The organism is Paucibacter hankyongi, assembly GCF_037482915.1.
Lineage (GTDB): Bacteria > Pseudomonadota > Gammaproteobacteria > Burkholderiales > Burkholderiaceae_C > Paucibacter_A > Paucibacter_A hankyongi.
This window is the reverse complement of sequence record NZ_JBBHJX010000012.1, coordinates 71612-92233: the sequence shown is the minus strand read 5'-3', so window position 1 is coordinate 92233 and position 20622 is coordinate 71612. Positions and strand designations below refer to the sequence as shown.

The window sequence follows — 20622 nt, the reverse complement described above, 5'->3', positions numbered from 1 at the left end:
TGTGCCGGCAATCCGGCCGTGGTGCGTTCGCCCTATTTGGCGAACTATTTCACCGGAGTGTACACGACTTCCCTAAAAAGTAAACTCTTCGCGGCGGCGTTTGGCCGTTTGCCTCACAGGCCATCGTCATCCTCGTCCAAGTCCGTCGCCCTGATTTCCTGCGCGCGCTGGTAGAGCGCGGTGTAGCGGGCCTGCTGGACCCACCCCTTATCAAGCAGCGCCTTAGTGGCGTGATACGGGTTCAGCAGCAGCACGAACTGGCAGGGGCCGGCTAGACCGGGCGCGAAGTCGATGAAGCCCAAGTCTTTGAGCACGCGCAGGTGCTCGCGCCAGGTTGTTACATTGCGCTCGCCGACGTAGCCTGCCTCCGTGGCCGCAGCAGCTTCGACCTCGATCTTCACCATTCCCTCGTCGAACACGCGGCACCACAAGACCAGGTACGCCTTTCCTGCTGGAACCGACTTGCCGGTGGTCACGCGTTTGGAGGCATCGGCTATCAGCTCCATGAACAGGGGCATCGTCCTCGGAATGGTCGTAAACCCATCACGGTCCGCCCGAAGCCATAAGTGTTCGTCGGTGATATGCGGCCAAAGCTGCTTGCGCATGGCGAGCGTCGCCTTCTGCGCCTTGGAGAGGCGTTTCTTTGCTGCGCGTTCTGTGAGAACAGGGGCGATCCGCTTGATCGGCGTGGGCGCTGCGGTCAGCGCGACCGCTGCCCTCTTGGCACGTGGAGTTGGCGCCGTAGCCTTGGTGATTGTCGGCATGATGATTTCCTGCTGTTCGAAGTCTGTTGACGTGTCGTTGTGACTCGCCGATGGATAAACTTTGACAGAAATTCCTTTCAAATCAAATACTTACGCTTCAATAATCCGGTAGTCACTTGCCCTCCGGCACGCAAGCCGCGCCGTGTATTTCGCGAGAACATTACAACTCACATTCTGAGTTGTCGAAGATGCCGACACCGATCGCCTGCAAGGCCAGCAATCACGCCACTTTCCAGAAAACCGTGGTGCTCACGGTGCTCAGCGTACTCGCCGTGCTCAGCGTGCTCTCGGTGCTCCTGGGTATTGCCAAAGGGGCCGCCGTCCCGAAGAGTGGTGGCTGATTTCTGGCTCAGCAAAATCATCTCCGTAGGCCGGGACGGCGCATCCACGAAGCGAGACTAGGATCAAGTCTTCTCAGTGGGTGCCACTAGCCAACCTTGGTAAATCAGGCTCGCAAGGCCAAGGTCAGGCCTTTGGCCGCGATCTGCAGCGAAACTGCCCTCCCTGCCGCAAGCTGGCGTACGCGAAGGCCTGCTAGCTAGCCGTGCTCCGCGCTTCATCGCCTTGAGCGCTGCCCGCCGATGTGGCGAGGTGCCTCCAACGGGTGACTAGGTTTGGGCCCGACCGGCAGCTTTGTTACGGCGGGATCAGGACAGTGGATGTCTCTTCAGGGTCGCTAGCGCGAGTTCAGTGCATCAAGCAGCAGTCATTCAACAGGCTTGACCGGTCGATCTGTCGCCCGTACGGCTGTATGACTGCAACGACTTCGACACCGGACATTCAATCCGCTGAGTTGCTAAGTTTGCCGATGACTGCTTTGTGCAGCGCATCGTGAAGCCGTTTACCGGCAGCGTATGACTGCAAACGCTGCAAAGCTGCCGCCCACTCGCGTCGACCTGATTGCCTGCAGCTGGATCAGCTCCTAGCAGGCGTGAGCGTTTGGCTCGCAGACCAAATGACAAGACGGCGGGCGCCGCGCGTCATCGCGACATACAGATTCGCGGGTGTCATCTGCTCCGGGCTCACCAGGCGGGCCAGGCCGCGCTACTGATTTGGTCTTGATCTGGAAAACCACCGGCCGTCACAGCGGCTTCAGCAGCTCAGCGATGTCCAAGTCCAAAGCGGCGGCCAGTTGTTCGATGTTGTCTATGCTGATGTTGCGCTCTTGCCGCTCAACTGAACCCAGGTAGGTGCGGTGGACCCCGGCCAGGTCGGCCAGTTCTTCTTGGGAGAGCCCCCGTTGAGCACGCTCGGCGCGCAGGCGAAGTGCCAAGCGTTCCCGTGCCGATTGATGTGGGTGTCCTCGCCGATCCATGGGCGAGGAGCTTGCTTGGTGTGAATACTTTGAGTCTACAGACTTTGAGTAGCATTTGCGTTTACACTTCTGGCCATTTTGATGGCTGCCATGAAGCCTCTATGGTCGAAAGCTCAATAACAACATCTACAGCAAGAAATCCAACCGAACGAGTCAAATCCAGGCAGCCCATTGGTACTCGTATTCGTGGCTTGGCTTTCGATATTTTGCTCACCAATCCCCAAGGACTGCGCTACTCAGAGTTGCATCGGAACATCTGCCAGATTGCGCCGGACTTGAAGCACAGCACGGTGAACTCTTCAATCTGGAACTTGGATGTTGTCCATCCAGAAAAAGTTTACAAGCCCATCAAGGGTGTTTTCAGACACCTTGCGTTCATAGACCTCGAAGCTGTGACGCCTCATTTTGAATCACCAACCCAATCTCAACAGAGAATCAGGGAGGATGTTTTCTATCCGCTCTTTGCGCATTGGCTCAAAAATGAGCTGGAGGAGGTTACGCACGCGATCAGTCTTGGGGGTAATGCCTTCAGGGACAGATGGGGTACGCCAGATGTGATCGGAAAATCTGAAAGCCGCAGGAGTGACGTGATCAAAGGCCCGACGAGCATTGTTTCTGCCGAAATAAAAGTGGATGCCACCGGCTTGGTGATCGGCTTCGGCCAAGCTTGCGCGTATAAGCTTTTTAGCCACAAGAGTTATTTGGTCATTCCACAGGACGTCTCGCCTGATGAACTGGCTCGCCTTGAGTCTTTGTGTCAAATGTTCGGGATCGGGCTGGTTACCTTTAATGCAAAAATGCCAGCATCACCAGATTTTCGCCTGATCATTCGCCCCGTCCGGCATGAGCCCGATCTTTTTTATACAAACCGATATGTGGCGCATGTGGAGAAGGATCTATTCCAATAGTGGATAGCAGCCCGCCCCACCCATGGTCAGGTAACTGCTCCACTTGTCCAGGGCAAATTGAACCAGTGAATTCGATAAGTCAGGCGCCTCTGCTCTGACGAGCAGGACGTAACTTCCCTCACCCTTGATCATGAGGGGGAGATTTACGAGGTGAACGTCTTGAAGCAACATCGGCAAACCACGATCCGGACGCTCCCGCGTACCGGCAACAGCCAGCCTGTGCTGGTCAAGTTTTTTCGGACACAGCGATAGGTTGTTTGATTGCCGATTGCTGCTCGAAGGCATTGGGTGGCAAGTTGCCCAGTTTGGAATGCAGTCGCACGCTGTTGTAGAAGCCAACGATGTAGTCGGCGATGTCCGTCATGGCCTCGGCGTGGTTGGCGTAGTCGCGCTGCCAAACGCGCTCCGTCTTGAGGCTCAGGAAGAATCGCTCCATCACCGCGTTGTCCCAGCAATTGCCTTTGCGGCTCATGCTTCCGACCAGGCCGTGACGGGCCAGCAGCGCCTGATGAAGGGCGCTTGCGTACTGGCTGCCCCTGTCGGAATGAACAATCAGCCCTGGCGCAGGTTGGCGCTGCGCGATGGCCAGTTGCAGCGCCGCACACACCAGTTCGGCGTGCATGGTCGGCGCCATCGCCCAGCCCACGACCTTGCGTGCGTACAGGTCCAGCACCACCGCCAGGTACAGCCAGCCGCTGCGCGTGCGGATGTAGGTGATGTCGCTCACCCAGGCCTGGTTGGGGCCGCTCGGGTTGAAGCGCCGCGCCAGCACGTTGTCTGAGACCGGCAGCGCATGCCCGCTGTCAGTGGTGTGAACGAACTTGCGCCGCCACAGGGCCCGCAGCCGGTTCTCGCGCATCAAACGTCGAACTCGGTGGCGCCCGATGCGCAGCCCCTGAGCGCGCAGCACCGCGCCAAGGCGACGGCTGCCATAGACGCGGCCGCTGGCTGCGAACTCAGCCTTCAACTGCGTGCTGACCAAACAGGCCTTGGGCGCGCGCTTGGTGCGCTGACGGGCACCGTAGTAGCCCGAACGACTGACGCCCAGCACGCGGCAGAGCCGCTCGACGGTGACGGCCTTCTTGCGCAACTGCTCGACGAACTGGTAGCTCATCGAAGCTCGCTGGCAAAGAAGGCCGATGCTTTTTTTAGGATATCGACGTCACCGCGCAATTGCTTGTTCTCGGCCTCAAGCTGGCGGATGCGTTGCTGCTCGGCGGTCAGCGGTTTGCCGATGCCGGGGCGGCCTGCAGCCTCTTCATCGGCCTGCGTCAGCCATCGCCGCACGGCCGTCTCGCCGAGCTTCATGTCGCGACAAACATCACCCACGCTCAAGCCCTGCTCGCGAATCATCTGCACGACTTGCAGCTTGAACTCGGCAGTGAATGTCCTTCGTTCTCTCTTACTCATGGCTCCCGTCCAGGTGGATTCCACCTATCGAGGTGTCCGGGGAAATTAGACCAGCACAGCCCGAGATCGAGTGCCGTACTGGGTCAGCGGACCTCCACCAACCTGCCCATCTTCAACAGTCGGATGTTTTCCTCAAGCTGGCGATTCTTCTCGCGCAGGTCATACACCTCCTCAAGAAGGCACAACTCGCGCTCCAGGGCTTGGTCGAGCCGACGGGTCAGGGACTCAACGTCCTGCCTTAGCCCAGGCACCGGGTCAGCGGCAAGCTTGGCCTCTGACTGCGACTTTGCAGCGGCGTCGATGGCAGCGATCAACTCTGCGTAGGCTGGCCGTGACTTTTTGATGCTGCCCCGCCCGCTGCCCGCCTCAATCGCAACGGTGTCGTTGTTGATTGGGTCCCCGCGAGCCACCAACCGCTCAAGGGCGGCGTAGTACTTGTCCACCTGGACTTTGGCGCTCATGCTGCTTTCTCCTTCAGCTTTTGGCGGGCTTGAAGCAAGATCTTGAGGTGATTGACTTCCAGTCGGTGTTCGACACTGCCCTCTTGCGTTGACTGCAGGCTGGAGACCACCGATTCCTGAGAGTCAATGATTCGGTCCAGCCGCCTGGCGTGAGCAACGATGTTGATGCAGTTGCTCTCTAGGCAGTCGAAGGGGATGGGCTCCAGCGGTGGTGTCTTGCACTCTCCGGTGGCGACGCAACCTCCCAGCACCGTTTCTTTGTAGGCCAAGGTGCCATCACGGAAGAGCTTCAGCGTCTCTTGCGGGGTGCGGCTGGTCACGGTCTGAACCATGAGCTCGGCTCCTCGTCCTAGCAAGGACTCGTCGGAGAACAGCATACCCATGACATAACCAAAGTAGCTGCTTTCTTCTTTGGCGGCATTCCACTCGTGGCTGAAGTGATCGGGATCGAACACCAGGTTCACAGCCTTTGAGTAGCCGTCCGAATAGTACCGGCGCATCTCATCGGTGATGTGCTGCAGTTGGGCCTTCAAGGCAGGCAGACTCACCATGCCGCTGCGGTGGGCATAGACTGACAGGCTGCGCCGCAGTTGGTGGAAGGCCAAGGGCCAGGTTTGGCCTACGACGATGCCCTCACGATCCCAACCGCGCTGGAGTTCCAGACGATCCAACTCTTCGATGTCCTCTTGCGTGACCAAGATCTGGTCGCGCTCAACGAGGCGGGATTGGTGCTCATAGAGGGTTAAGTTGTTTTTGGCTCGATAGGGGTTCTCGGTCGAGGGGAACAGGAGCGCCTTGGTATCGGTGGCCGGATCGCCTGTGGACACTTCTTCCAGGATGACGCCAGCAATGCGCTGGGCCAAGCGGATAGCCCGAGCCCCATCGGGGCTTGTGACCCAAGAGGTGGGCTTCTTAACCCCTTTGTTCAGCTTGTGGGTGTAGCCGTTCACCCAGTGGACTTGTCTAGCACCGTCCTCGATTGGTTCGATGGCATTGCGCAAGGGCAAGATTTTGGCCTCTCCCACCCGCATTCCGGTGAAGGCGATGACCACGTGCATGAGTTGGGACTGGTGGGTGTTAAGTCGGCCGGCAATGAAATTATCAAGGGCGCCCATTGAAGTTGGCTCGTAGCCGAGGAGCTTCATGCGCTCAACGACAACTTGCAGAACTTGTGCGCGGAAGTACGATCGCTGCATGAGACTCCCGTCCTCAGGCGCCGCGCGGGACGCGGCCATGCTTTGTCGGTAGGCATCGAGCAAGACGTCCAACTCGCCTTCGATGAGGTCGAGCCTGGCAAGCCACTGGCCGAGCATGGCGCAATAGATGCGCGAGGGGATTAGGGGCGTTTGCCGTTCGTCGCGGTCTCGATCCGACCGATCGAGCGCAATCGCGGCCTTGAGTTCGGCCAAGCGAATGTGCGCCTCGACCCCCAAGGTGGCTTTGTTGCGCCACAAGGTTTGGATCAAGGCACTGCTTGAATTGGCATAGGTTTGGTTCAAGTCCACCACATGCTCAGCCACCAAGCGAGGGTCTGTTAGCAGATCGAAGAGCGTGAGGCCCAGCGCATGGGCTTTAGTGCACCATTGGCCCAAGGCCAAGCAGGCTCGCACGCAGGTTGCAGGCGCTCGGAGGCGTCCCGCGTCCATATAGAGCCAGATCAGGGCTTTGTGCTGCTCCCGGATCACAAGAGCAAGGTCGCCGGATGCCTCAGTCACCACCAGCGTCGGATCGAGTTCGAAGAAGCCTATTGAGCACCCCGTCACGCCGTCGGTGCTCTGTGCACTGAGGTTCCAGCGGGGGTCGCCGTAGCGCGAGCACGGGTTGCCTTCGGCGTCGCGGGTGACGACCAGATCCGCATTGAAGAACGCATGGGGCCCTGGGCTATTCCTCGCCCGGCCGGGCTCCGATAGCAGCTTGTCAGAGCGATTCATTGGGAGTTCCATAGGGCGCTTTCAGGACAGGTTCTGGGACGAGGGGGTGGGAGCCAGAACGTCCAAGAGATGGAGTTGCTGGAGCTTGGTGGACCAATACCTAGACAGTTCGCCCCGCTGCACTTGTACCAACGCAGCGGCATGCGCCTGCGGAGCCATGCGCTGGATCTCGGCCAGCAAGGCATCGATGCGGTCGGTCACCGCGCCGTAAATACGGTCTGCAGTGAGGGAGTCACCTTGCAGGTGCAGCAGGCGAGAGAGGACATGCCGGCAAGACATCAGCTTGAGGGCGTCAGCTTCATGAGCGTGGACGAGGAACTTGTTGCAGAAGAAGCAACCCTCGGTCTTCTTGCAGTCGGGCTCCACCAAGGGGTTGGCTTGCATGGGTTCGGGATGGAGGTGCCCGCTGCATTCGCCGGCTGGGATCTGAACGATCTGAAGGTTCGGACGGGGGTTGGCGGCGGACAAGACCCGGTCGGTCAAGGATGACAAGAAACCACTTAAGTCAGAACGGCGAACATCCTCCTGAGCGTTCGAATAGGCTCGGACGGCAGTCTGGACGGAGTGCCCCATCATGTCCGCGGCCACCTTGAGGTCATGGTGACGGACCAAGTACTGCTGCTTGTAGGCACGCAGTTGACGCAGCGTAAGCTTTGGAAGCTCAATGCCGTAAGCAGCAAAGCGACTCCTCAATATGTACAGGAATTGACCATGCAAGCCGCGCAGACTGACGACGGCGAGCGCCCGGCCACCCTCGAACTGCCCTTGAACAAACAGGTTGGCGAGGTCAGGGCAGCCTAGGCGTGCCAGCAGGGCCTGGCGCAGGCCTAGGTAGCTGCGCAGCCGAGTGAATGTCGTGCTGCTCAAATGAACTGACACGGGCTTGCCGCCCGCGCGGAACTTGAACTCGCGCTTCGTCAAGCTGACTCGGTCAGGATCATCGAGCTGACCGTCAAGATCCTCGGGCTCCTCGAAGGCTTGAATCTGGGCCAAGTTCGCACCAGAGTCGCCAATGCAAAGCGCGGCGAAGCCCAAGCAGGCCAGTTCCATGAGGTGGGTCGAACCATAGGCTGCAGGGACAGCAACTTGGCAGCTGTCGTCGGTGGCGGATGTGCGCAAAAACCTCAATCCCTGGTTCTGCACTGTCGCCTCCTGTTGTTCAGTGCCCAAGTCCATGGCCACCACCGAGTCGAACACCGCCTGAAGGGTAGACATGAAGGCCCCTACCAGGGCATCTGGGGGAGGTTTTGTGCCGTTGCCTTTGACCTCTTGCAGAGGCTCAATCTCATTCAAGTAAACGCGGTCGTGGATCTCCGACATCAGTTTGATGGCCACTTGGTCAAGTGCCGCCGCTGTCTTGTGACCAATCTGGTGGGCTTGAAGCCGGTGCCTGAGGTGCCGGTGGTAGCCCTTGAGCGCTTCAAGGGCGAGCTTGTCATCGCTCAGAACCGTCTCATACCGGCCCTGATGTTCGGCTCGGTCGGCCCAGGTCAGCAAGGCCGCCAAGCGCCGGAGGTTGGTATGGATCGTCACAATTCGTGTGCCCTCGAAGCGGAATTGTTTGGCGAGGCGATCAATGACCTTGGGCAGCGCATCGACTCTGGCCTGTGAGAGCAAGGCGGGGTTGAAGGCCGCTGAGTTTCCTTTCTGCCTTCTGTCCAAGTAGCACCATAGGAAGGCATGGCATCGCTTGTCAGTATCGATCTTAAGAACCGTGGACTCAGGCACATAGACATCGGGCAGGCGCTCGAAGGGGTAGACCAGCTCTGGCAGGCGCTTGGTGTAGTTTCGGTTTGCTGAGATCCACGAACTCGCAGCCTCCCCCCGCGGGAACTCGTTTCCTACCGGCTTGTCTTGCATCACCTCTCCACCATGGCGCGAAGGGTCGAACTTCACAAGTTTTGCCGTCAGTCCGGATTCATCAGGTCTCGTAGAGGGGTCAGTAGGTTTCATGCGCTGGTTACGTTTTTGATCGACTACGAGAAGTTAGCAAATTGAGGTCGGCAACTAAGTCGCCGACTGGACCAAGGCCAGCAACACACGGTCCCAATCCGCTTTCGCCTTTTCCAGATGGTGCATGTGCTCGTGGTACTCCAAGTAGCGATCCGTGGTGGTCGGATGCTTGTGCCACATGAGCCGCCTCAACTGCTCGCGGGCCAACATGTACTTTTGTTTGGCGTCTTCTTTGCCGACGCAGTGAAGGACCCAGTTCACACCGAACGTGGCGCGGAGGTCATGGAACCGGTACTTGAAGCCAGGGATGGTCTTGCGAACCTCGGGGATGACTCGGTCGGTGATGAAGGAGCGAAGGTTCTGTCCCGTGGGCGAGGAACGGCGCAGGACCTCATCCGCACCTCGCATGGCGTTCCGATCGTCCTTGGACTCGTAGTACGGCCCGCCCTGGTTGCTCAAGAACAGGTAGTTCACCGGGTGTTGACCCAACTGGGACTTGTCTCGACGTGAACGAGCACGTTCTGAGCAGGCATATTGATGAAGCCACCAGTAGAGAAACTCAGGAATTACCAGAAAGACATTGGGCACGTCCCTCTTGGTATCGATGCCTGTCCCAGGTCCACAAGGAAGCTTGAAGGGCCACTGCGTGATGCTGGACGGTGGAGCTTTGAAGTGTCCCCATCGCAGTGTCAATACCGTCTGCTCGCGGGCGCCGGTGAACAGGGCCACGTAGTGCATCAGTTCAAAGTCCCGATTGCCCAACTTTTTGAGTGCTGCGACCAAGGCACGCTGCTCCTCAGAGGGCAGAGGACGGAGCTTGCCGCCATCATCAATGGTCGCGTCCCAAGGGTCATCACGCGTTGGAACATGAATGGAGATGTCGGTGGAAGCGACCGTGTGGACCTGACCGAAGCCCTTGTTGTCGCGGTAGTGAAGACCGATCTCCTTGTCGATCCAGGGTGGGTTCATTGGCTGAAACCCCATCTTTCTTTCGCTCATCAAGAAGCGGTACATGCCGATGACGGCGCTCATCTTTCGGCTTGCAGTGGATGCTTTCGTTTCACCTTTATTGATCAATTCCTGAAGGTGCGTCTTGTAGAGGTAGGTGGGACGAAGGTACTTGTCGACCGAAGAAAAGTCATCCCATGCAAGCCCCATGTCTTCGAGGAAACCCAGGTAATCGCGAAGTCCCTGAGCCACGGAGGGCAACGAAGAGAGATGCAGCGGACGAGCGCGTGCCCGGTCAAGCAGCCAGAGGCAGGCTGGGCCCCAGGGGGAGCCGTCTCCGCTTAGGACGAGTGGGAATTGGGGGAAGGCGGACCACTTCCGCTCTTTTTCACCGGGCGCCAATTCACGCCAGTACTTGACGTGCCGACCCTGGACGTGGTGGTCAACAGGGATGAAACCAGGGCCAGGCTTGGCACTGACTTTGCTGCGCCGAAGGATGGGCAGGGTGTAGACAGTAGGCTTAGGAACGGACATGCATAGGCGGTGTCCGTGGTGCCGGCGGCGGGACTTGAACCCGCATCTCCGTGAGGAGGAGGGATTTTAAGTCCCTTGCGTATACCGATTTCGCCACGCCGGCAGCGGGCACATCAGTGATGATGTGTCCACATTAACAGAATTTGTTAAGTCAATAAAATTTAAGCAAGTCTGCCAGTAGCGGATTTTAAGTCCGCTGCGTCTACCAATTTCACCACCCGGGCTGCGGGTCAAAGTTGCGGGATTATCGCTCCGCAACCGCGGGCCATTCAGGCCCCTACACCACAAACAAGAAAGGGAAGCCTTTGGGCTTCCCTTCTAATTTGGAGCGGGAAACGAGACTCGAACTCGCGACCTCAACCTTGGCAAGGTTGCGCTCTACCAACTGAGCTATTCCCGCATTGCTTGCCGCCAGACCATTCGGCCTCAGCGCCATGCTTGGTATGTTTTCCAGATTTCTCTGGAGCGGGAAACGAGACTCGAACTCGCGACCTCAACCTTGGCAAGGTTGCGCTCTACCAACTGAGCTATTCCCGCAGTGATTTCTTGGAGGCGCGATCCAGAGTCGAACTGGACTAACCGGATTTGCAATCCGGGGCATAACCGCTTTGCTATCGCGCCTTAAGAATCTTCTTAACCTTTGCCCGAGTCTTTGGTGAGACTCTGACAAAAAAGGAAGCCTGAGCTTCCTTTCAAATTTTGGAGCGGGAAACGAGACTCGAACTCGCGACCTCAACCTTGGCAAGGTTGCGCTCTACCAACTGAGCTATTCCCGCATTGCTTGACTTCTCCGATTTCAAACTCTTTTCAAAGCTTGTTGCCGCTGAAGCAAGACAATGATTGTATGCTGAATTTGAAGTGCTTTGCAATAGTTTGCGAAGTTTTTTCCTAAAAATTCAGCGGGCCGCCTTCAATGCGTGGCCGCCGGCTTGGCTGCCGCTTCTTCTGGCTTCGCCGCAACTGCCGGCTCATCGTCAGGCAGCGGCACGGGCATCGATTCGAGAGCAACTTCCAGGACTCGATCAATCCAGCGCACCGGCACGATTTCGAGCTGGTTCTTGACGTTCTCAGGGATGTCCTGCAAGTCCTTGACGTTCTCCTCAGGGATCATCACCGTCTTGATGCCGCCGCGATGGGCTGCCAACAGCTTTTCCTTCAGGCCGCCGATCGCCGTGACCTCACCGCGCAGGGTGATTTCACCGGTCATGGCCACATCGGCGCGCACCGGGATTCCAGTCAATGCCGACACAAAGGCTGTGGTCATCGCCGCACCCGCGCTCGGGCCGTCCTTCGGCGTAGCGCCATCGGGCACGTGAACGTGCACATCGCGCTTCTCGAACAGTTCGTCCTTGATGCCTAAGCGGCGAGCACGCGAACGCACCACGGTACGCGCAGCCTCGACGGACTCCTTCATCACGTCGCCGAGCGAGCCGGTGCGGATGATATTGCCCTTACCTGGCATGGCGGTGGCCTCGATGGTGAGCAGATCACCGCCCACCTCGGTCCATGCCAAACCGACCACCTGGCCGACTTGATTCTTCTTTTCGGCACGGCCAAAGTCGTACTTACGCACGCCCAGGAAATCATTGAGATTTTCCTCGGTGACAACGGCCTTGCCTTCGAAGGTCTTGAGAGCCAAGCCCTTCACCACCTTGCGGCAGATCTTAGACACTTCACGCTCGAGCGAGCGAACGCCGGCTTCACGCGTGTAGTAGCGAATGATGCCGCGAATGCCGGACTCGGTGACTTCCATCTCCTCGTCCTTCACGCCATTGTTCTTGCACTGCTTGGGCAGCAAATAGCGCTGAGCGATATTGACCTTTTCGTCCTCGGTGTAACCCGACAAGCGAATCACTTCCATCCGGTCCAACAAGGCCGGCGGAATGTTCATCGAGTTAGACGTCGCAATGAACATCACATCCGACAAGTCGAAGTCGACTTCGACATAGTGGTCACCGAAGGTGTGGTTCTGCTCTGGATCAAGCACTTCCAGCAGCGCCGACGATGGGTCACCACGGAAGTCCATGCCGAGTTTATCGATCTCATCGAGCAGGAACAGCGGGTTGCGAGTACCCACCTTGGATAGGCTCTGCAACACCTTGCCCGGCATCGAGCCGATGTAAGTGCGACGATGGCCACGAATCTCAGCTTCGTCACGCACGCCACCCAAGGCCATACGAACAAACTTGCGACCGGTGGCGCGAGCCACAGATTGACCCAGCGAGGTCTTGCCCACGCCTGGAGGGCCGACCAAACACAGAATCGGCGCCTTGACCTTGTCCACGCGCTGTTGCACCGCGAGGTACTCGAGGATGCGATCCTTGACCTTGTCGAGACCGTAATGGTCTTCATTCAGCACCACCTCGGCATTGACCAGGTCGTGCTTGATCTTGGTCTTCTTGCTCCAAGGCAGATTAACCAAGGTCTCGATGTAGTTGCGCACCACGGTGGCTTCGGCCGACATCGGTGACATCAGCTTGAGCTTCTTCAGCTCGCCATCGGCCTTTTTCTTGGCCTCTTTGGGCATGCGGGCAGCCTGGATCTTTTTGTCCAGCTCTTCAAGGTCTGCGCCCTCTTCGCCATCGCCCAATTCCTTCTGGATGGCCTTGACCTGCTCGTTCAGGTAGTACTCGCGCTGACTCTTTTCCATCTGGCGCTTGACGCGGCCACGGATGCGCTTTTCGACCTGAAGAATGTCGACTTCATGTTCCAACAGGTCCAGCAAAGTCTCCAGGCGCTTGCCCACTTCAGACAGGTTCAGGACCGACTGCTTCGCGTCGAGCTTGAGCGGCAAATGCGCAGCGATGGTGTCTGCCAAACGACCGGCATCATCAATGCCTGCGATCGAGGTCAGGATCTCAGGAGGTATCTTCTTGTTCAGTTTGACGTATTGGTCGAACTGCTGAGTCACCGCGCGACGCAGGGCCTCCACCTCGGGCTTCAAGTCGGCCTCAGGCGGAATCGGCATCACCTCGGCAATAAAATGCTCTTCACCGTCGGTGATGGTTTGAGTAGTGGCGCGCTGCAAGCCCTCCACCAGCACCTTGACGGTGCCATCCGGCAGCTTGAGCATCTGCAGGATGCTGGAGACGCACCCCACCTCAAACATATCGTCCGACTTAGGCTCGTCTTTGCCGGCGGCCTTTTGCGCGACCAGCATGATCTGGCGCCCGGCTTCCATGGCGGCTTCCAAAGCCTTGATCGACTTGGGACGCCCCACGAACAAGGGGATCACCATATGCGGAAAGACAACCACATCACGCAGCGGCAGCAGCGGCAAAGTGATGAGCTCTGCGGGCAAAACAGGATGACCGGACATGAAAACCTCTCTTTCTCAGACCCAGGTGCGGCCTGAGAGGTGAATTGCAAGACGCCGCAGCGATCGAATCAGCCGGTGAAACCCGGCCTATCAAAACAGTTTAGGCGCTGGCTTTCGCTTGTTCGCGGTAGACCAGCAGGGGCTTGGCGTTTTCGTCAATGGTGTGCTCGTCGAGCACCACCTTGGCCACACCATCCAGGGCGGGCAATTCGAACATCGTGTCGATCAAGGCTAACTCCATGATGGAGCGCAATCCACGTGCCCCGATCTTGCGCGCCAGGGCCTTGCGGGCGATGGCGGATAGCGCCGAGGGACGAACTTCGAGTTCGACGCCATCCATCGAGAACAATTGCTGATACTGCTTCAACAAAGCGTTCTTGGGCTCGGTCAAGATTTGCACCAAGGCGTCTTCGGTCAACTCACCCAAGGTGGCAACCACCGGCAAGCGGCCCACCAATTCGGGGATGATGCCGAACTTGATCAGATCGTCGGGTTCCACCTCGCGGAAGACCTCAGACACGCGCTTCTCGGACTTGGTCTTGACGCTGGCGCCAAAGCCGATGCCGGACTTTTCCGAGCGGTTCTGGATGACCTTTTCCAGGCCATCAAAAGCACCGCCGCAGATGAACAAGATATTGGTCGTATCGATCTGTAGGAAGTCTTGATTCGGGTGCTTACGGCCGCCCTGTGGGGGGACCGACGCCATCGTGCCTTCGACCAACTTCAACAGCGCCTGTTGCACGCCCTCGCCCGACACGTCACGGGTGATGGAAGGGTTGTCCGCCTTGCGAGAAATCTTGTCGATTTCGTCGATGTAGACGATGCCGCGCTGCGCACGCTCCACGTCGTAATTGCAGTTCTGCAGCAGTTTTTGAATGATGTTTTCGACGTCCTCACCCACATAGCCGGCTTCGGTCAAGGTGGTGGCGTCGGCGATCACAAAGGGCACGTTCAACAGTCGCGCCAAGGTTTGAGCCAGCAAGGTCTTGCCGGAACCGGTCGGGCCGATCAGCAAGATATTGCTCTTCGACAACTCAACCGTATCCTTGGTCCCGGCCATATGGCGCAGACGCTTGTAGTGGTTGTACACAGCCACCGACAGCGTGCGCTTAGCCACGTCTTGGCCGATCACATATTGATCCAGGCTGGCTTTGATTTCACTCGGCACAGGCAAGTCGGACTTGCTGGCGCGCGCTTGAGGCGTTTCAGCCGGCACTTCATCGCGGACGATGTCATTGCAGAGCTCGATGCACTCGTCGCAAATAAACACCGACGGGCCAGCGATCAGCTTCTTCACCTCATGCTGACTCTTGCCGCAAAAGGAGCAGTACAAAACTTTTTCGCTGGAATTGCCTTTTTTCTCGGCCATGGATCTGCTTGTCTTTCAGGCGTTAATGCCTGCTTGGATGATAGTTCAAACGCACGCAGGGGCTTTCACTCAAAAAAGCCCCCCTTACGGCATCAGTTGCAAGCCCATTGGGGCATAGCCCCAACAGGGTCAACACTCACGGACGCGTTTCGATTACCTGATCGATCAGACCATAGGTCTGAGCTTCGGCCGAGGACATGTAGTAGTCGCGCTCGGTATCGGCCTGAATCTTTTCCAGACTCTGTCCGCAGCGATCGGCCAGGATGCGATTGAGTTGCTCGCGAGTCTTGAGGATTTCGCGGGCATGGATCTCAATATCGGTGGCCTGACCTTGCGTCCCGCCCAAAGGTTGGTGAATCATGATCTTGGCGTTGGGCAAGGCGATGCGTTTGCCCTTCTCACCTGCGGCCAACAGGAAGGCGCCCATGCTGGCAGCCATGCCCATGCACAGAGTGGAGACTTGCGGCTTGATGAACTGCATGGTGTCGTAGATCGACATGCCAGCCGAAACGCTGCCACCGGGAGAGTTGATGTAGAGGAAGATGTCCTTCTCAGGATTTTCACTCTCCAAGAACAACATCTGTGCCACCACCAGATTGGCCACCGCGTCGTTGACCGGGCCGACCAAAAAGATGATGCGTTCGCGCAGCAGTCGGCTATAGATGTCGTACGCACGTTCACCACGGCCCGACTGCTCGATGACGATAGGCACCATGCCCAAATTATTGATTTCCAGCGCGCTCATGAAGAATCCTCTGAAAGTTGCTCTCTAACCCGCAAACCGACCGGTGACCGACTCGCCCCAAAAGGCTGACGCGTCGACCCCAATATTCAGGTATGGGGGCTGATTATGTCGTGACAAGCCCGGCCGCACAGAAAGGGGCAACAAATGAAAAAGGCGCCGGCCTCGCGGCACGGCGCCCTTGGCTCACGGCGAAACGCCGGATCAGTTGGCTTGCGCCATCAACTCATCAAACGGCAATTGCTTTTCGCTGACCTTGGCCTTGGCCAAGACAAAGTCGGTGACGTTGTTTTCAACCACAACGGCTTCCACTTCGGCCAGACGAGCCCGGTCGCTCAGGTACCAACGCACCACTTCGGCGGGCTTCTCATAGCTCTGAGCCAACTCTTCGATATGCGCTTGCAGTTGCTCAGGCTTGGCTTGCAGATTGTTGGAGCGAACCAACTCGGCAACCACTAGGCCCAGGCGCACGCGGCGCTCGGCTTGTGGTTTGAAGATCTCGGCTGGGATCGGGGCCTTCTCTGCATCCTTCACGCCGCGCTTCTTCAGGTCTTCGCGAGCGGCAGCGATCATGCGCTCGGACTCGCCTTCAACCAATGCGTTCGGCACGTCCAGTTCAGCAGCAGCCACCAGCGCGTCCATCACGGCGCCCTTGTTGCGAGCCAGCACGCGGAACTTCACTTCGCGCTCCAAGTTCTTCTTGATGTCGGCGCGCAAGGCTTCGATGCTGGCATCGGCAATACCCAGCGACTTGGCAAAAGCCTCATTCACTTCGGGCAGATGCTGAGCTTCGATCTTCTTCAGCGTCACCAGGAAGTCGGCTTCCTTGCCGGCCACGTCCTTGCCGTGGTAATCCTCAGGGAATGCCAAGGGGAAGGTCTTGGAGTCGCCGGCCTTCATGCCGCGCACAGCCTTCTCGAAAGCTTCCAGCATCTGGCCTTCGCCGATGATGAATTGGAAGCCATCGGCCTTGCCGCCCTGGAAGGGCTCGCCGTCCAGCTTGCCTTCGAAGTCGATCGTCACGCGGTCACCATCGGCAGCCACCTCGGCAGCGCCGCGCTGAGCGAAGCTGCGACGCTGCTTACGCAGGATGTCGACGGTCTTGTCGATGGCCTCTTCGGTCACATCGCTACCCACCTTCTCAACATCAGCGGCCGACAGGTCGCCAATTTTGACTTCAGGGTAGACCTCGAAGGTTGCATCAAAAGCCATTTGACCTTCGGGCGACTCATCCTTTTGAGCGATCTTCGGAGCGCCAGCAACACGCAATTGCGCTTCGTTGGCGGCAACAGAGAAAGCCTCACCCAGCTTGTCGTTCATGACTTCGTACTGGACGGAGTAACCATAACGCTGAGTGACCACGCTCATCGGCACCTTGCCGGGGCGGAAGCCATCGGCCTTGACGGTGCGGGCCAACTTCTTGAGACGGGTCTCGACTTCGCTGTTGATGTCAGCGGCCGCCAGTGTGAGCGTGATGCGGCGTTCGAGCTTTTCGAGGGTTTCGACGGTGACAGCCATTTTTGACTCAGTACTAAGTTATCTGGTGCGCGGGGCCGGACTCGAACCGGCACGCCGGTGAAGGCGTCAGGACCTAAACCTGGTGCGTCTACCAATTTCGCCACCCGCGCTGAGTGGAATCAAGTTTGCAGGAGCGGATTTCAAGAAACCTGCCCCGACAAACCCGTGGTAATTCGGAGAACCGTGGATTGTAGCCAATTGCCGAAGCAAAAATCAGCCAAGGGGAAAACCCCTGGGCTCAGCGCCAATTGTTGCCGCTGCTTAAGACAACTGGCGACGCGAGCGACGCCAGTGGTTATCGGTCAAAACCGTGAGGAGGCCTCCGGTCGTTGGACCCGGAACCAAGCCGCATACATTGCAGGCAGGGCCAGCAATGTCAGCGCCGTGGCAACGATCAAACCGCCCATGATGGCCACGGCCATCGGTCCCCAGAAGACGCTACGCGACAGAGGCACCATCGCCAGAACGGCTGCAGCCGCCGTCAGCACGATGGGGCGGAAACGCCGCACCGCCGACTCCACGATGGCCGACCAAGCCGGCACGCCGCGCGAACGGTCTTGCTCGATCTGGTCGATCAAAATCACCGAATTGCGCATGATCATGCCCATCAAAGCGATCACGCCGAGCAACGCAACAAAGCCAAAGGGCTTGTTGAACAAGATCAATGCGCCGGCCACACCCGCAATACCCAAGGGGCCAGTCAAAAACACCAGCATCGAGCGCGAGAAGCTCTGCAGTTGCAGCATCAGCAGGGTGAAGGTGATGAACAGCATGACCGGCACTCCGGCGGCAATCGAGCCCTGCCCCTTGCTGCTTTCTTCAACGGCGCCGGCCACCGAGATGGTGTAGCCCGGAGGCATTTTGGCCTGCAGTTCTTGCAGTTTCGGCCACACCTGTGCCGTGACGGTGGCGCCCTGTAAGCCCTCTGCCACATCGCCCTGGACGGTCACTGCATAACTGCGACCCTCGCGCCAAAGCACACCCGGCTCCCAATCAAAGCCAACCTTGGCAATTTGAGTCAACGGGATAGAGCGGCCGCTGGCCGTCGGGACATAGGCATTGCCAATATCGGTGATCGCATTGCGCTCATCCAAGGGCTGGCGCAACACGATATCAACAAGCTTATCGGCCTCGCGGTACTGCCCGACGATGCGCCCGGACAGCAAAGTCTGCGCGGCCTGAGCCAAACTCTGGCTACTCACGCCAAGCGCACGCGCCTTGTCTTGATCGATCTCGAGTTTGAGCACCTTGATCGGCTCGTTCCAGTTGTCGTTGACGCCGCGCATATTCGGACTCGCGGCAAGAATGGTCTTGGCTTGATCACCCCAATACCGGACCACCTCGACCTTCTCGCCCGCAACCCGGAACTGCACCGGATAGGGCACCGGCGGGCCATTTGGCAACAGCTTGATACGTGCACGCACCTCCGGGAACTCGGCCGCCATCAGGCCAGGCAGACGCTTTCTCAGGGCTTCGCGCTCCTGCAAGCTCTTCGGCAACACGATGGCCTGACTGACGCTGGACTGCTGGAACACGACGTCGAGCGGCAGATAGAACCGAGGCACCCCGGTGCCAATCCAGGTGCTGACGGTTGAGACGCCAGCCTCTTGCATCATGCGAGCCTCAAACCGCTTGGCGATCGCTTCGCTTTGCTGAATCGTCGAGCCCTCGGGCAACCACAAGTCGACCAAAATCTCCGGCCGACTGGAGTCGGGGAAGAACTGCTGCTGCACTCGGCCCATTCCGAACAAACCCAAACCAAAAAGGAGCAAGGTCATCAAAATAGTCTTCCAGCGGTTCTCCACGCACCAACGCACCATGGCCCGAAAGCGGTTATAGAACGGCGTATCGAACATCTCATGTGCCTCACCCTCATTGGCCTTGTGCGTTCGCAGCAGCAAAGACCCCAGGTAGGGCACGAAAAAGACCGAGGCCACCCAGGAAATAAGCAGGGCCGCTGCCGTCACGGCGAAGATGGCAAAGGTGTACTCGCCGGTCGACGACCTCGCCAAGCCAATCGGCAAAAAGCCGACCGCAGTAATCAAGGTGCCGGTCAACATTGGCATGGCTGTGGCGTCATAGGCGAAGGTGGCGGCATGCATCTTGTCATAGCCCTCCTCCAACTTACGCACCATCATCTCGACGGCGATGATCGCATCATCAACCAACAGACCGAGCGCGATGATCAGCGAGCCCAGCGAGATTTTGTGCAGCCCCACGCCCCAGTAAAACATCGTCACAAAGGTGATCGCCAAAACCAAAGGAATGGTGATACCCACGACCAAGCCGGGCCAAATATCGATTCGCAAGGGCCGCGTGTGCAAGCCCAGGGAAATGAAGCTGACCAGAAGCACAATCACCACCGCCTCGATCAACACCTGCACAAACTCGTTGACCGAGCGCGTCACGGCCTGCGGCTGATCCTGGATTTGCGCCAACTCGATACCGGCCGGCAGACTTTTGCGGATATCCGCCACAGCTTTTTGCAGGCCTTTGCCCATCGCAATGATGTCGCCTCCCTTAGTCATAGAGACCCCCAAAGCGATCACCTCTTTGCCCTGGTGGCGTACTTTGGTTGACGGCGGATCGACATAGTCACGCTTGATCTCGGCAATGTCTGCCAAGCGCAAAGAGCTGGCCTGCCCCGTCACCGGATTGACCGCCCGGATGGGAAAGTCCCTCAAGGCTTGCACCGAGTTGAACTGGCCGGCCACACGAACCTGCAGATTGCCGCTGCCAGCGTTGAGCACACCGGCGCCTTCCACGGCGTTCTGTGCCCCCAATTGATTGATGACCTGAGTGAAGTCGAGGCCAAGATTTGCAAGCCGTTTCTGAGAAATCTCGACAAAGACTTTTTCTGCCTGTGCGCCAAAGGTTTCCACCTTGGCCACATCGGGCAATTTCAGAAGCAATGACCGCACGCGATCGGCATGCTCACGCAACTCCTCACGTGTAAAGCCATCGGCCGACAAGGCAAAGATTGAACCGTAAACATCGCCGAACTGGTCATTGAAGACCGGCCCAATAACGCCTTGGGGCAGCGTATACCGCATATCGCCAATGCGTTTACGCACCTGATACCAGACTTCGCCCACTTCCTTTGGCGGGGCACTGTCCTTTAACTGAAAAATAGTCAGCGACTCGCCCGGCTTGGTGTAGCTGCGGATCTTGTCGGAATACGGCACTTCCTGCAGCGTTCTCTCGATCTTGTCTGTCACCTGCTCGGCCATCTGCTGGGCGGTGGCACCCGGCCAAAACGCCTGTACCACCATCAAGCGGAAAGTAAACGGCGGATCCTCATCCTGTCCCAGCTGGAAATAGGCTGCAAAGCCCATCAGCATCAGAACCACCATCAAATAGCGCGTCAGCGCGGGATGCTCCAGGGCCCAGCGCGACACATTGAATCGACTGCCGCCGTGGCCCTTGCCTTGATTGATGCTCATGCTCGTC

At 58.2% G+C, this 20622-nt stretch carries 14 protein-coding genes and 6 tRNA genes; 2 read left to right on the top strand and 18 right to left on the bottom strand.

All coding sequences use genetic code 11. The features are described from left to right. Positions 1-113: 113 nt before the first annotated feature. Positions 114-845 (bottom strand): hypothetical protein, encoded by a 732-nt coding sequence (locus WG899_RS16655; RefSeq protein ID WP_339596775.1) that lies wholly within the window; start codon positions 843-845, stop codon positions 114-116. Between the two features lie 107 nt (positions 846-952). Here WG899_RS16655 and WG899_RS16650 point away from each other — a divergent pair, with 107 nt between their 5' ends. Continuing rightward, positions 953-1105 carry a hypothetical protein gene (locus WG899_RS16650; RefSeq protein WP_339596774.1) on the top strand — a complete coding sequence of 51 codons (153 nt, stop codon included), beginning with the start codon at positions 953-955 and terminating at the stop codon, positions 1103-1105. A 740-nt stretch (positions 1106-1845) separates the two neighbouring features. Here the strand turns inward: WG899_RS16650 and WG899_RS16645 are convergent. Continuing rightward, positions 1846-2079 (bottom strand): helix-turn-helix domain-containing protein, encoded by a 234-nt coding sequence (locus WG899_RS16645; protein WP_263539822.1) that lies wholly within the window; start codon positions 2077-2079, stop codon positions 1846-1848. A 101-nt stretch (positions 2080-2180) separates the two neighbouring features. Here WG899_RS16645 and WG899_RS16640 point away from each other — a divergent pair, with 101 nt between their 5' ends. Continuing rightward, positions 2181-2987, top strand: a complete 807-nt coding sequence (locus tag WG899_RS16640) for a hypothetical protein (RefSeq protein ID WP_339596773.1) — start codon at positions 2181-2183, stop codon at positions 2985-2987. A 226-nt stretch (positions 2988-3213) separates the two neighbouring features. Here WG899_RS16640 and WG899_RS16635 read toward each other — a convergent pair. The 16 genes from WG899_RS16635 to WG899_RS16560 form a co-directional block, all read right to left on the bottom strand. Continuing rightward, a protein-coding gene (locus WG899_RS16635; RefSeq protein WP_339596772.1) for an IS3 family transposase occupies positions 3214-4397 on the bottom strand; the annotation gives its coding sequence in 2 pieces (ribosomal slippage) (positions 3214-4127 and positions 4127-4397; 1185 coding nt in all). Positions 4398-4480: 83 nt separating this feature from the next. Next, on the bottom strand, positions 4481-4858 hold the full coding sequence (locus WG899_RS16630) for a hypothetical protein (protein ID WP_339596771.1): 378 nt from the start codon (positions 4856-4858) through the stop codon (positions 4481-4483). Next, a complete protein-coding gene (locus WG899_RS16625; RefSeq protein WP_339596770.1) occupies positions 4855-6789 on the bottom strand; it encodes a hypothetical protein in 1935 nt (644 codons plus the stop codon). Before WG899_RS16625 ends, WG899_RS16630 begins: the two co-directional genes overlap by 4 nt. Positions 6790-6810: 21 nt before the next feature. After that, positions 6811-8649 (bottom strand): hypothetical protein, encoded by a 1839-nt coding sequence (locus tag WG899_RS16620; RefSeq protein WP_339596769.1) that lies wholly within the window; start codon positions 8647-8649, stop codon positions 6811-6813. 147 nt (positions 8650-8796) lie between these two features. Next, the gene (locus WG899_RS16615; protein WP_339596768.1) at positions 8797-10224 is read right to left on the bottom strand and encodes a site-specific integrase; all 1428 of its coding nucleotides are present in this window, start codon (positions 10222-10224) and stop codon (positions 8797-8799) included. A 16-nt stretch (positions 10225-10240) separates the two neighbouring features. After that, positions 10241-10327: transfer RNA gene (locus WG899_RS16610), tRNA-Leu, on the bottom strand. Between the two features lie 221 nt (positions 10328-10548). Then, a tRNA-Gly gene (locus tag WG899_RS16605) sits at positions 10549-10624 on the bottom strand. Between the two features lie 61 nt (positions 10625-10685). Then, positions 10686-10761, bottom strand: a tRNA-Gly gene (locus WG899_RS16600). 10 nt (positions 10762-10771) lie between these two features. After that, positions 10772-10845: transfer RNA gene (locus tag WG899_RS16595), tRNA-Cys, on the bottom strand. Positions 10846-10924: 79 nt separating this feature from the next. Then, positions 10925-11000, bottom strand: a tRNA-Gly gene (locus WG899_RS16590). Positions 11001-11134: 134 nt separating this feature from the next. After that, on the bottom strand, positions 11135-13543 hold the full coding sequence (lon, locus tag WG899_RS16585) for an endopeptidase La (RefSeq protein ID WP_339596767.1): 2409 nt from the start codon (positions 13541-13543) through the stop codon (positions 11135-11137). A gap of 100 nt (positions 13544-13643) precedes the next feature. Beyond that, positions 13644-14912 (bottom strand): ATP-dependent Clp protease ATP-binding subunit ClpX, encoded by a 1269-nt coding sequence (gene clpX / locus WG899_RS16580; protein ID WP_339596766.1) that lies wholly within the window; start codon positions 14910-14912, stop codon positions 13644-13646. A 136-nt stretch (positions 14913-15048) separates the two neighbouring features. After that, on the bottom strand, positions 15049-15657 hold the full coding sequence (clpP, locus tag WG899_RS16575) for an ATP-dependent Clp endopeptidase proteolytic subunit ClpP (protein WP_339596765.1): 609 nt from the start codon (positions 15655-15657) through the stop codon (positions 15049-15051). A gap of 201 nt (positions 15658-15858) precedes the next feature. Beyond that, the gene (gene tig, locus WG899_RS16570) at positions 15859-17172 is read right to left on the bottom strand and encodes a trigger factor (protein WP_339596764.1); all 1314 of its coding nucleotides are present in this window, start codon (positions 17170-17172) and stop codon (positions 15859-15861) included. Positions 17173-17195: 23 nt separating this feature from the next. Beyond that, positions 17196-17282 (bottom strand) — tRNA-Leu (locus WG899_RS16565). Between the two features lie 192 nt (positions 17283-17474). Further along, positions 17475-20615, bottom strand: coding sequence for an efflux RND transporter permease subunit (locus WG899_RS16560; RefSeq protein ID WP_339596763.1), 3141 nt, complete (start codon positions 20613-20615; stop codon positions 17475-17477). Positions 20616-20622: the final 7 nt, after the last annotated feature.